Source organism: Pseudomonas sp. WS 5411, assembly GCF_012985595.1.
In the GTDB taxonomy this organism is placed as follows: Bacteria; Pseudomonadota; Gammaproteobacteria; order Pseudomonadales; family Pseudomonadaceae; genus Aquipseudomonas; species Aquipseudomonas shahriarae.
On sequence record NZ_JAARMC010000017.1, the window covers coordinates 21754 to 33671 of the forward strand.

Annotated in this window: 9 protein-coding genes and 4 tRNA genes; 6 read left to right on the forward strand and 7 right to left on the reverse strand. The window is 62.0% G+C overall.

Features of this window, described 5'->3' with window-relative positions:
- Nucleotides 1-52 precede the first annotated feature (52 nt).
- A complete protein-coding gene (locus HBR93_RS19930) occupies nt 53-2704 on the forward strand; it encodes a sensor histidine kinase KdpD (RefSeq protein ID WP_115127711.1) in 2652 nt (883 codons plus the stop codon).
- Nucleotides 2701-3393, forward strand: coding sequence for a response regulator (locus tag HBR93_RS19935; RefSeq protein ID WP_057959015.1), 693 nt, complete (start codon nt 2701-2703; stop codon nt 3391-3393). Before HBR93_RS19930 ends, HBR93_RS19935 begins: the two co-directional genes overlap by 4 nt.
- An 87-nt stretch (nt 3394-3480) precedes the next feature.
- Here the strand turns inward: HBR93_RS19935 and HBR93_RS19940 are convergent.
- From HBR93_RS19940 to HBR93_RS19955, 4 genes are all read right to left on the reverse strand, one after another.
- Nucleotides 3481-3557: transfer RNA gene (locus tag HBR93_RS19940), tRNA-Asp, on the reverse strand.
- Nucleotides 3558-3575: 18 nt separating this feature from the next.
- A tRNA-Val gene (locus tag HBR93_RS19945) sits at nt 3576-3651 on the reverse strand.
- Between the two features lie 301 nt (nt 3652-3952).
- Nucleotides 3953-4029, reverse strand: a tRNA-Asp gene (locus tag HBR93_RS19950).
- Between the two features lie 19 nt (nt 4030-4048).
- A tRNA-Val gene (locus HBR93_RS19955) sits at nt 4049-4124 on the reverse strand.
- 159 nt (nt 4125-4283) lie between these two features.
- On the opposite strand from HBR93_RS19955, the gene rdgC reads away from it, so the two are divergent.
- From rdgC to sugE, 3 genes are all read left to right on the forward strand, one after another.
- Nucleotides 4284-5204, forward strand: a complete 921-nt coding sequence (rdgC, locus tag HBR93_RS19960; protein WP_057438902.1) for a recombination-associated protein RdgC — start codon at nt 4284-4286, stop codon at nt 5202-5204.
- Between the two features lie 154 nt (nt 5205-5358).
- Nucleotides 5359-6315 (forward strand): bile acid:sodium symporter family protein, encoded by a 957-nt coding sequence (locus HBR93_RS19965; RefSeq protein WP_057438901.1) that lies wholly within the window; start codon nt 5359-5361, stop codon nt 6313-6315.
- Between the two features lie 105 nt (nt 6316-6420).
- Nucleotides 6421-6735: a quaternary ammonium compound efflux SMR transporter SugE gene (gene sugE / locus HBR93_RS19970; protein WP_057438900.1), complete on the forward strand. Its 315-nt coding sequence runs from the start codon at nt 6421-6423 to the stop codon at nt 6733-6735.
- A 69-nt stretch (nt 6736-6804) separates the two neighbouring features.
- On the opposite strand, the gene HBR93_RS19975 is transcribed toward sugE, so the two are convergent.
- The 3 genes from HBR93_RS19975 to HBR93_RS19985 form a co-directional block, all read right to left on the reverse strand.
- Nucleotides 6805-8679 (reverse strand): MFS transporter, encoded by a 1875-nt coding sequence (locus tag HBR93_RS19975; RefSeq protein ID WP_057438899.1) that lies wholly within the window; start codon nt 8677-8679, stop codon nt 6805-6807.
- A gap of 67 nt (nt 8680-8746) precedes the next feature.
- Entirely contained in the window at nt 8747-9901 is a 1155-nt protein-coding gene (locus HBR93_RS19980; RefSeq protein ID WP_057438898.1) for a TDT family transporter, read from the reverse strand.
- A 92-nt stretch (nt 9902-9993) separates the two neighbouring features.
- Nucleotides 9994-11178, reverse strand: coding sequence for an MFS transporter (locus HBR93_RS19985; RefSeq protein ID WP_169960926.1), 1185 nt, complete (start codon nt 11176-11178; stop codon nt 9994-9996).
- Nucleotides 11179-11268: 90 nt separating this feature from the next.
- Here HBR93_RS19985 and HBR93_RS19990 point away from each other — a divergent pair, with 90 nt between their 5' ends.
- Nucleotides 11269-11814 carry a TetR/AcrR family transcriptional regulator gene (locus HBR93_RS19990; RefSeq protein ID WP_169960927.1) on the forward strand — a complete coding sequence of 182 codons (546 nt, stop codon included), beginning with the start codon at nt 11269-11271 and terminating at the stop codon, nt 11812-11814.
- Nucleotides 11815-11918 lie beyond the last annotated feature (104 nt).

Here is an 11918-nt window from a genome sequence, read left to right on the forward strand (position 1 = left end):
CTGTCGCGGGCAAGCCCGCTCCCACACTTGAACCGCATTGACCAGGAATGACATGCCCGCCTTAAACAACGAACGCCCCGACCCCGACGCCCTGCTCGCTCGGGTCCAACAAGAAGAACAGGCCGCCTTGCGCGGCAAATTGCGTATCTACTTTGGCTCTAACGCCGGGGTCGGCAAGACCTGCGCGATGCTCGAAGCGGCACGCCGCGAAACCGCCCTGGGCCGCGACGTGCTGGCCGGCGTGGTGGAAACCCACGGCCGCCAGGACACCGCCGAGCTGCTCCACGGCCTCGAACAACTGCCTCGCGCCCAGCACCGGCACCGTGAATTCGCCCTCAGCGAATTTGACCTTGACGCCGCCCTGTTGCGCCATCCTGCCGTGTTACTGGTGGACGAACTGGCCCACAGCAACGTGCCCGGCTCGCGCCACCCCAAACGCTGGCAAGACGTGGAAGAACTGCTCAGCGCCGGCATCGACGTGTGGACCACCCTCAACGTCCAGCACCTGGAAAGCCTGAATGACCTGGTCAGCGGAATCATCGGCATACGCGTGCGCGAAACCGTACCGGACCATGTGTTCGACAACGCCCACGAAGTGGTGGTGATCGACCTGCCACCCGACGATCTGCTGCAACGCCTCAAGGACGGCAAGGTGTACCTGGGCCCGGCGGCGGCGCGCGCCTCACAGCATTTTTTCCGCAAGGGCAACCTGTTGGCGTTGCGCGAGCTGGCCCTGCGCCGCACGGCCGACCGGGTCGACACGCAGATGCGCGTGTACCGCCGCGAACAGTCGATCAAGACCCTGTGGCCGGCCCGCGAACGGCTGTTGGTCGGCGTAGCCGGTGATGCCGGCGATGAGCGCCTGGTGCGTGAAGCGGCGCGCCTGGCGCAAAAACTGGAAGCCGACTGGATTGTGGTCCATGTGGCCTCGGCCCAGGGGCGCGGCGCCCGGCGCTACCTGAGCGCGATGAAAACCCTGGCCCTGGCCGAAGAATTCGGCGCCGATACCGCCACACTGCCGGGTATGGACGTTGCCGAAGCCCTGGTGGCCTGCGCCCGTGAGCACAACGCCAGTCGCCTGATGCTCGGCCATCATCCGCGCCGCCGCTGGCGGTTCTGGCATCAGTCGGTCAGCGACCGGATCAGCCGTCACCACCCGCAAATCGACCAGATTGTGATTGCCCATGGCCTGCTGCCGGGCAAACCCGCCGTGCGCGAAAACACCACGCCACTGCCCGGCACTCGCCTGGCCTACGTCTGGACCAGCCTGGCCTGTTTCGCCACCAGCGCCGTCGCCGCGCTGCTGCTGCAGGTGTTCGACCTGGCCAACGTGGTCATGCTGTTTTTGCTCACAGTGGTGCTGGTTGCGCTGCGCTTTGGACGCGGCCCCGGCGTATGGGCGGCGATGCTTGCGGTGCTGTGTTTCGACTTCTTTTTCGTCCAGCCGCGCTATTCCTTCACCGTCACCGACACTCAGTATTTCTTCACCTTTGCCTTGATGCTCGGCATCGCCCTGATCACCGGCCAACTCACCGCGCGCCTGCGCCACGAAGCACGTACCGCCGCCGCACGGGAACGCCGCGCAACCTCCCTGGCGCGCCTGGCCCGTGATTTGTCGGCGGCGCTGACGGTGGAGCAAATCAGCGAAGTGGCGCTGCGCACCTTCAGCGGCGTCTTCGAGGCACGGGTGGGCCTGGCCCTGCCGGACGCCGCCGATGGCGTCCACAGCGTGAGCGCCGGTGGGCTGCCGATCGACGACAGCATCGCGCAATGGACCTACGACCACGGCCACCCCGCCGGGCACGGCACCGACACCCTGTCCGCGGCCAAGGGCTGCTACTGGCCGCTCAAGGCGCCGATGCGCGTGCGCGGCGTGCTGGTGCTGGAACTGGCTCAGCGCGATCGCCTGAACGACCCGCAGGAACGCCGCCTGCTGGAAGCCTGCATGAGCCAGCTGGCGATTGCCCTGGAGCGCGTGCATTTCGTCGAAGTGGCGCAAAGCACCCTGGTACAGATGGAAGGCGAAAAAATGCGCAACACCCTGCTCGCGGCGATTTCCCACGACCTGCGCACACCGCTGACCACCCTGATCGGCGCCGCCGAGACCGCCCTGCCCCACGCCCAGCCGGGGCCACTGAACGAGCTGCTGCAGGGCATTCACGAACAGGCCACGTCCATGCAGCGCCTGATCGAAAACCTGTTGGACATGGCACGCCTGCAAGAGCGCGGCGTGCGCCTGAACCGCCAATGGCACTCGCTGGAAGAAATCGTCGGCAGCGCCCTGCGTCAATTGCGCGAACCCTTGGCGCAACACCGCGTGCAGACCACGCTCGACGCGCACTTGCCGTTGGTGGAGGTCGACGCGCTGCTGATCGAGCGGGTGCTGGTCAACCTGCTGGACAACGCCGCCAAGTACACCCCGCCGGGCACCACCATCAGCGTGGCCGCCAGCCAGGCCGGCGAGCAGATTGTGCTGGAGGTCAGCGACACCGGCCCCGGTAGCGCGCCGGCCAATCTGTTTGAGCCCTTCACGCGCGGCCAGCAGGAATCGTCGGTGGCCGGCATCGGCCTGGGCCTGGCGCTGGTCAAGCGCATCGTCGAAGCCCACGGCGGGCGCATCCAGGCCAACCCCGGCCGCGCGGGCGGCATGCATTTCACCATCACGCTACCGGCAGGCACCCCGCCGGCCATGGAACCCTTATGAACACTGCACGCATTCTGATCGTTGAAGACGAGGCCAACATCCGCCGCTTTGTGCGCATTGCCCTGCAAGATGAAGGCTTTCATGTGTTCGAGGCCGACAGCGTCAAACGTGCGCTGATCCATGCCGCCAGCCGACAGCCGGACCTGGTGATCGTCGACCTCGGCTTGCCGGACAGTGATGGCAAACAATTGATCCGCGAACTGCGCGGCTGGCTGGCGGTACCGATCCTGGTGCTGTCGGCGCGTGACCGTGAAGAAGAAAAAGTCGCCGCCCTGGACGCCGGTGCCGATGATTACCTGACCAAGCCATTCGGCGTGCCCGAGTTGCTGGCACGCATCCGTGCCCAACTGCGCCGGCATGGGCACACTGGCACGGTGATGGCCACCAGCAAGGTGGTGTTTGGTGAGATTGCCGTCGACCTGGCGACCCATGAGGTGTGGCGCTCAGGCCAGCCGGTACACCTGACGCCCATCGAGTACCGCTTGCTCTGCGCGATGATCCGTGGCCAGAGCCGGGTCCTGACGCACCGGCAACTGCTGCTGGAAGTGTGGGGCCTGGATTACGTCGACCGCGCCCACTATCTACGGGTGCATATGGCGCATCTGCGGCAAAAGCTGGAGGTGGATCCGGCGCAGCCGCAGTACTTTATTACCGAATTGCAGGTGGGCTACCGGCTGGTGGGGTTGTAGAACAGCAAATCCCAGGCACAAAAAAGCCCGCTCAATGAGCGGGCTTTGCGTGGTGACCTGGCGTTCAGCGTTCCAGGTAACCGAATATGGCGCAGCGGACGGGACTCGAACCCGCGACCCCCGGCGTGACAGGCCGGTATTCTAACCGACTGAACTACCGCTGCGCGTAGCGTTGGACGTAATGGTGGGTGATGACGGGATCGAACCGCCGACCCTCTGCTTGTAAGGCAGATGCTCTCCCAGCTGAGCTAATCACCCTTTACGTTCGGTGCGGGGCGCATCATATACGAAAAATCCGCAATGTGTTGATTTAAATGCAATTTATTTTAAATATCTTTTCGCCGGCAGCCTACACCCCGGAAAACCGGCGCATGTAGCGGGTAGATGCGAGTCTATTGGTTACCCCGCCCCAGCCCCACAAAAGGACGACGCGGCGCTCTCAGGTGCTTCGCGAGCAAGCCCATTCCCACAGAAAGGCAAACCCCAGACAGCAAAAAGCCCGCTCGATGAGCGGGCTTTCTGTGGTGACCTGGCGTTCAGTGTTCCAGGTTACCGAATATGGCGCAGCGGACGGGACTCGAACCCGCGACCCCCGGCGTGACAGGCCGGTATTCTAACCGACTGAACTACCGCTGCGCGTAACACATGAAGCGAATGGTGGGTGATGACGGGATCGAACCGCCGACCCTCTGCTTGTAAGGCAGATGCTCTCCCAGCTGAGCTAATCACCCTTCGTTTCGGTGTGGCGCGCATTCTACGGAGCGTCCCCTGGTCTGGCAAGCACTTTCTTAAATCTTTTTTTTCAGCCCTTCCAATGGCTTAGGCAGGGTTGGCCTCAGGCCTTATCAAGAGAATAATGCCCCACTTTGTATAAAGGAGAGACTCACCCCATGTGGTTCAAGAACCTGCTTATCTATCGCCTGACCCAAGATCTGCCTGTTGATGCCGAGGCGTTGGAAACTGCAATGGCCACCAAACTGGCGCGCCCTTGTGCAAGCCAGGAGTTGACCACTTACGGTTTCGTCGCGCCTTTTGGCAAAGGCGAAGACGCGCCCCTGGTGCACGTCAGCGGTGACTTCATGCTGATCGCTGCGCGCAAGGAAGAACGTATCCTGCCGGGTAGTGTGGTGCGTGATGCGGTGAAGGAAAAGGTCGAAGAGATCGAAGCCGAGCAAATGCGCAAGGTCTACAAAAAGGAACGCGACCAGATCAAGGATGAAATCATCCAGGCCTTCCTGCCTCGTGCGTTTATCCGTCGCTCGTCGACCTTCGCTGCCATCGCGCCGAAACAGGGCCTGATCCTGGTGAACTCGGCCAGCCCCAAGCGCGCCGAAGACCTGCTGTCGACCCTGCGTGAAGTGATCGGCACCCTGCCGGTACGCCCACTGACCGTGAAAACCGCGCCGACTGCGGTGATGACCGACTGGGTCACCACCCAGAAGCCGGCCGATGACTTCTTCGTGCTCGACGAATGCGAACTGCGCGACACCCACGAAGACGGCGGCATCGTGCGCTGCAAGCGCCAGGACCTGACCGGCGAAGAAATCCAACTGCACCTGACCACCGGCAAAGTCGTGACCCAACTGTCCCTGGCCTGGCAGGACAAGCTGTCGTTCATGCTCGACGACAAAATGACCGTCAAGCGCCTGAAGTTTGAAGACCTGCTGCAAGACCAGGCCGAACAGGACGGCGGCGACGAAGCCCTGGGCCAACTGGATGCCAGCTTTACCCTGATGATGCTGACCTTCGGCGACTTCCTGCCGGCGCTGGTGGAAGCATTGGGTGGTGAAGAGACCCCGCAAGGCATCTAAACGCGCACGCTCAATGTAGGAGCTGGCTTGCCTGCGATGGCGGCGTATCAGTTACAGAGTCACTGACTGACTGACACACCGCTATCGCAGGCAAGCCAGCTCCCACAGTTGATGGGGTTACCACTCCCAGTACTCTAATAATAAGGACATCGCCATGCGCGCACTCGCCGCCTTGAGCCGTTTCGCCGGCACTACCTTCGCCTACTGGGTGCTGATTTTTGCTGTGCTCGCCTTCCTTCAGCCCCACTGGTTTATCGACCTGAAAAGCGCCATCGTGCCGCTGCTGGGCCTGGTGATGTTCGGCATGGGCCTGACCCTCAAACTGGAAGATTTCGCCGAAGTCGCGCGCCATCCGTGGCGCGTGGCCCTGGGCGTGATCGCGCAATTTGTGATCATGCCCAGCGTGGCCTGGCTGCTGTGCCAGACCTTCAACCTGCCAGCAGAAATCGCCGTTGGCGTGATTCTGGTCGGTTGCTGCCCTAGTGGCACCTCTTCCAACGTCATGACGTGGCTGGGCCGTGGCGACCTGGCGCTGTCAGTGGCCATCTCTTCCATCACCACCCTCCTCGCCCCGCTGCTGACGCCGGCCTTGATCTGGCTACTGGCCTCGGCCTGGTTGCCGGTGTCGTTCATGGACCTGCTCTGGTCGATCCTGCAAATGGTGTTGCTGCCTATCGTGCTGGGTGTCTTGGCGCAGCGTCTGCTGGGTGAGCGCGTGCGTCATGCCGTCGAAGTGCTGCCGCTGGTCTCAGTGGTCAGCATCGTGACCATCGTCGCTGCCGTGGTGGCTGCAAGCCAGGCGAAGATTGCCGAGTCGGGCCTGCTGATCATGGCGGTGGTGATGCTGCACAACAGCTTTGGCTACCTGCTGGGTTACCTCACCGCCCGCGTATTCGGGCTGCCACTGGCCCAACGCAAGTCATTGGCGCTGGAAGTCGGCATGCAGAACTCGGGGCTGGGCGCCGCATTGGCCAGTGCGCACTTCTCGCCACTGGCGGCGGTGCCCAGCGCGTTGTTCAGTGTCTGGCACAATATTTCCGGGGCGTTGTTGTCGACGTATTTCCGCCGGATGAGCGAGAAGGAAGATCGCAAGGCCCTCGCCGAAACTTGATCGGCTGCGGGCTTTTCGGCACTCTACGAACCTTCGCGGGGACGACCCCGCGACTCGTTTGAGCACTTACCAGGGGACGACCCCACTTCTAAAAGGAAGGTCTTTATGTCCTGGGTCATTCTGTTTTTCGCCGGGTTGTTTGAAGTTGGCTGGGCCGTCGGCCTGAAATACACCGACGGTTTCAGCAAGCCAATGCCCACCGCCCTGACGATTGCCGCCATGGCCGTCAGCCTCGGCCTGCTGGGGCTGGCCATGAAGGAGCTGCCGCTGGGTACCGCCTATGCCATCTGGACCGGCGTCGGTGCAGTGGGCACGGTGATTGCCGGGATTATCCTGTTTGGGGAGTCCATGGCGCTATTCCGACTGGCCAGTGTGGCGTTGATCATTGCCGGGTTGATCGGGCTCAAGATTAGCGCGTAAGCCACTAACGCTATCGCAGGCAAGTCGAATCGTCGACTTGCCTGCGATGAGGCCCTTAAATCCGAAAACCTACCTGACACTCCCCCGCAACGCCCCAACCTGTTCCTGCAAGGCCTGTGGCGTCGCCTGCTCCACCGCCAACGGCGGCCCCGCCACCAACGTCACCCGCGACCAGATCCGGTGAAAGATCCCCTTGTTCGGGTCACGGCTGAAAAAGCTCCCCCACAACCCCTGCAACGCCATGGGAATCACCGGTACCGGGGTTTCCTCGAGAATCCGTGTCACACCACTCTTGAACTCGTTCATCTCACCGTCGGCAGTCAACTTGCCTTCGGGGAAAATGCACACCAACTCGCCATCCTTCAGGTACTGGCTGATGCGCTGGAAGGCCTTTTCATAGATCTGCAGGTCTTCATGGCGTCCGGCAATCGGAATGGTGCCAGCGGTGCGGAAGATAAAGTTGAGCACCGGTAAGCGGTAGATCTTGTAATACATCACAAAGCGAATCGGCCGACGCACCGCGCCGCCAATCAGCAGTGCATCGACAAACGACACATGGTTGCACACCAGCAACGCCGCGCCTTCGTCCGGTATATGTTGCAGGTCGCGATGCTGCACGCGGTACATGGAGTGGCCGAGCAGCCAGATCATGAAGCGCATGGTGAACTCGGGAACAATCCTGAAGATGTAGGTGTTGACCGCGATATTAAGCAGCGACACCACCAGGAACAGCTCGGGGATCGACAGCTTGGCCACACTCAACAGCACGATGGTGACAATCGCCGAGACCACCATGAACAGCGCATTGAGAATATTGTTGGCGGCAATCACCCGCGCCCGCTCGTTTTCAGCGGTACGCGACTGGATCAAGGCATACAGCGGCACGATATAGAACCCGCCAAACACCCCCAGGCCGAGGATGTCAGCCAGCACCCACCAGGCCTGGCCGTACCCCAACACCGCCAGCCAGTCGTTGGCCTGGACGTTTTGCGGGAAGCCGCCGGAATGCCACCAGAGCAACAGGCCAAACACCGTCAGGCCGAATGAACCAAAGGGCACCAGACCGATTTCCACCTTACGCCCGGAGAGTTTTTCGCAGAGCATCGAGCCCAGCGCGATACCAACCGAGAACACCGTGAGGATCAGGGTCACCACGGTCTCATCGCCATACAGCCACTCTTTGGCGTAGGCCGGGATTTGCGTGAGGTAGATCGCCCCGACAAACCAGAACCACGAGTTGCCGACAATCGAGCGCGACACGGCGGGCGTCTGCCCCAGGCCCAGGCGCAAGGTGGCCCAGGACTGGCTGAAGATGTTCCAGTCCAGGCGCATCTCGGGGCTGGACGCCGCGGCGCGCGGGATACCCCGGCTGGCCAGGTAACCCAGCACGGCAATCGCGACAATCGCAGTCGACACCACCGGCGCGTACTGCGCAGAGGACATCATGACCCCGGCCCCGATGGTCCCGGCGAGGATCGCCAGGAATGTGCCCATTTCCACCAGGCCATTGCCGCCCACCAACTCCTCTTCGCGCAAGGCTTGCGGCATGATCGAGTACTTCACCGGGCCAAACAGCGCCGAGTGGGTGCCCATGGCAAACAGCGCCAGCAGCATCAGTTCCAGGTGGTTGGTCATAAAGCCGACGGCCCCCACGGCCATGATCACGATCTCGCCGAGCTTGATTGCGCGGATCAACGCATCCTTGTTGAATTTCTCGCCAAACTGCCCGGCCAGGGCCGAGAACAGGAAGAACGGCAGGATAAACAGCAAGGCGCACAGGTTGACCCAGATCGAGCGGTCACCTTCGATGGTCAGCTTGTAGAGAATGGCGAGGATCAACGACTGCTTGAAAATATTGTCGTTGAACGCCCCCAGGGACTGGGTAATGAAGAACGGCAGAAAACGCCGTTTGCGCAGCAAAGTAAATTGCGAGGGGTGACTCATCGTCAGTGTTCCTGCGTGGCCTGAAGGCTTTATTGATTTTTCAGGCCACGACTTTACCTAATCCTGCTTACTTATTCCCCAATCCTGCAATGCACGGTGAAACAAACAGCTCACCTTTATAGGCACCCTGCACCGTGCGCTTGCTGACCACCAGCCACATCAGGGCCAGCGCGGCGACCAGCACGCTGCCGGTCACGCTGAAAAATGCCAGGTGCAAGGTACTGCCCAGTTTCAACGTGGTCAGGGCATACACCCCCAGCGGGAAGGTAAAACCCCACCAGCCCAGGTTGAATGGAATCCCGGCACGCAGGTAACGCAGGGTGATCAGCACCGCGATCAACATCCACCACAGGCCCAGGCCCCACAGGGTGATGCCGGCAACCAGCCCCAGGCCGGCGGCAATCTCGCCGATGCCGGCAAAGCCATTGGCGGCGAAGATCGCCGGCGCGTCCTGGCCCAGCAGCAACATGCCCAGGGCGCCGGTGCCGATCGGGCCCAGGGCCAGCCAGCTCGACGCGGCCATGTTGGCGTGGGGCAGTTTATGCAGGGCCATGCGCAGCATCAGGATCGTCAGAATGCTGAACGCAACCGGCAAAGAAAACGCCCAGAGCACGTAGCTGGTCACCAGCATCACCAGTTGCGAATGGGCGTCGACCAGATGCGGCGCCAACAGGCCACCACTGGCGGCGGCGACTTCGGCAGCCACCACCGGCAACAGCCAGACCGCTGTCATCTGGTCGATGCTGTGTTCCTGGCGGGTAAACATCATGAACGGGATCAACACCCCGCACGCCAGGGCCATGGCGACGTCCAGCCACCACAGGGCCTCGGCCAGTTGCACCACGCCCTCGCCCCAGCGCGGCAGGCCAAACAGCAGCAGGCCATTGATAATGGTCGCCAGGCCCATGGGGATGGTGCCGAAGAACATCGAGACCGTGGAGTGTCCGAAGATTCGCCGCGCCTCGTGAAAAAACATCACCCAGCGCGCCGCGTATAAACCGCTGAACAACACAAACAAAACGATCGTCAGCAGCCACAGCCCTTCGGCGATGGCATAGACACCCGGCAGTTGCACCGGCAATTGCGCCAGGGCCAACGCCAGCACGCCGGTGCCCATGGTGGCGGCGAACCAGTTGGGGGTGAACTGGCGAATCACTTCCCTGGGGGCGGCCAAATGGCTGAAAGGTTTGTAACTGGGGGTGATGCTATTGGGGCAGGTCATGGCTCAATCCTCTTCCTCGTAGGAGGTTGAGCCCATGATAGAAGCCTAAGAAATATCTATATAACGGGTAATATCTCTAACTGTTATCTGTTTTACCTATATGCAGACTTGGCCGGCGCTTGCCTCATCAAGCCAATCAAGGCGCCGAGGGCCAATACGATCAACACCCCGCCGTAGCCATAAGTGGTAGCGATCAGGCCAAAACTGCGGGTCAGGTTGCCCGCCAACAGGGTCGGCAGGCAGAACGCCAGGTAACTGAGGACGTAGAACGCCGACATCAACCCGGCCCGCTCATGGGGCAAGGCCAGGGGGACTACGCTGCGCAACGCGCCGAGAAAACCTGCGCCAAATCCGCTGCCAGCCACCAGCGTGGCGAAGAAAAACAAGCTCAGGTTGGCGCTGTGAACCGCACCGAGGATCAGTGTGACGCCCACGGCCAACAGGCCGGCTCCCAGGCGCAGCACCTTGTCCGCCGGGCGATTGCGCAGGCTGAAAATCATCACCGCACCGCTCAAGGTCAACACCGCGACCAGGCCGCCACCGATCAGGTTGGAGGTGGATCCGGTCGCCGCCCTTACCAGCGACGGCGCCAGCGACAAGTAGAAACCACTCATGGCCCACACCGCGATATCCACCGGCAGCGACAGCCACAAGGCCCGGCGCGCCTGGGCCGGCACATGCAGGGTCGGCCATAGCGAGGCGAGCGCGCCAGGGATGGGGCTGACGCTTTCCGGCAAGCGCCAGACATACAGGCTCTGCAACAGCATCGGCGCGAACAAGGCCCAATAGATCAACTGGGTCGGCAGCGGCGCGAACTCCACCAGTACACTGCTGCCCATGGCGCCACAGGCCATGCCCAGCAATGGCGCAACACTGTTGACCAGCGGGCCCTGCCGACGGTCGGTGTCGAGCAACGCAGCGCCGAGCACGGCGGTGGCCATGCCTGTGGCAAACCCCTGCAAGGTGCGGGCGGCAATCAGCCAGGCGACACTGTCGGCGTAGATAAACAGCAGCATCGCCAGCATATTCAGCACCAGCGCGGCAAAGATCACTGGCTTGCGCCCCAGGTAATCCGACAGCGAACCGACGGTCAACAACGCAGCCAGCAGGCTCAAGGCATAGACGCCGAAGATCAGCGTCAAGGTGCCAGCAGAAAAGTGCAGGCCCTCCTGGTAAAGGTGATACAACGGCGTCGGCGCGCTGGAGGCGGCGAGAAACGTCAGCATGGTGCTCGCCAGAAACACCAGGCTGGAACGATGAGAAGTGACGCTGGACATGGGCACGCTCCGCTAAAGCTAATATTTTGCTTTTGTGCAGTGTGCTACTGGGTCGCGCTTAAAGCAAATTCTTTGTGTTAAGGTTTTGGCATGGCGATAAAAGAAGGCCTCCGCCCGGGGGGCCGTAGTGCCCGGGTACAAGAATCGGTTCATTCGGCGGTGCACCAGCTACTGCAAGAGCAAGAGCGCGCCAGCGTGACAGTACCGCAAATTGCCACACGCGCCGGGGTCACGCCGTCGACCATCTACCGGCGCTGGGGCGACCTCGCAGCCCTGCTCGCCGACGTCGCCCTGGCCCGCATGCGCCCCGACAGCGAGCCCGCCAACACCGGCAGCCTGCGCGGCGACCTGCAAGCCTGGGCCGAGCAGTACCTGGACGAGATGAGTTCGGAACCGGGGCGCACGATGATGCGCGATGTGCAGTGCAGCCAGACGCCGGGGTACTGCGTGACGATTCTGGGGGGACAGTTGCAGGTGATACTGGACCGTTACCAAGGCAGCGGCCAGGCATTGCCCAGCGTGGATCGACTGATCAATCTGCTGGCGGCGCCGACGGTGTTTCGGATTCTGTTTGACGCAACGCCGATGCGGGTTGAGGAGTTGCATGAGCTGATTGAGATTGCCCTGCACACCTGACCCAACTGTGTGTATGCGGGCTTATGTGGGAGCGGGCTTGCCCGCGATTGCAAGGTGTCAGTCAATACCTCTTTAACTGACCCGCCGCTATCGCGGGCAAGCCC

Bases quoted from the DNA above. Each gene is read 5' to 3' on its own strand.
- rdgC (WP_057438902.1), top strand. From the start codon at position 4,284: ATGTGGTTCAAGAACCTGCTTATCTATCGCCTGACCCAAGATCTGCCT.
- HBR93_RS19935 (WP_057959015.1), top strand. From the start codon at position 2,701: ATGAACACTGCACGCATTCTGATCGTTGAAGACGAGGCCAACATCCGC.
- HBR93_RS19975 (WP_057438899.1), bottom strand. From the start codon at position 8,679: ATGAGTCACCCCTCGCAATTTACTTTGCTGCGCAAACGGCGTTTTCTG.
- HBR93_RS19965 (WP_057438901.1), top strand. From the start codon at position 5,359: ATGCGCGCACTCGCCGCCTTGAGCCGTTTCGCCGGCACTACCTTCGCC.
- HBR93_RS19930 (WP_115127711.1), top strand. From the start codon at position 53: ATGCCCGCCTTAAACAACGAACGCCCCGACCCCGACGCCCTGCTCGCT.
- HBR93_RS19985 (WP_169960926.1), bottom strand. From the start codon at position 11,178: ATGTCCAGCGTCACTTCTCATCGTTCCAGCCTGGTGTTTCTGGCGAGC.
- sugE (WP_057438900.1), top strand. From the start codon at position 6,421: ATGTCCTGGGTCATTCTGTTTTTCGCCGGGTTGTTTGAAGTTGGCTGG.
- HBR93_RS19990 (WP_169960927.1), top strand. From the start codon at position 11,269: ATGGCGATAAAAGAAGGCCTCCGCCCGGGGGGCCGTAGTGCCCGGGTA.
- HBR93_RS19980 (WP_057438898.1), bottom strand. From the start codon at position 9,901: ATGACCTGCCCCAATAGCATCACCCCCAGTTACAAACCTTTCAGCCAT.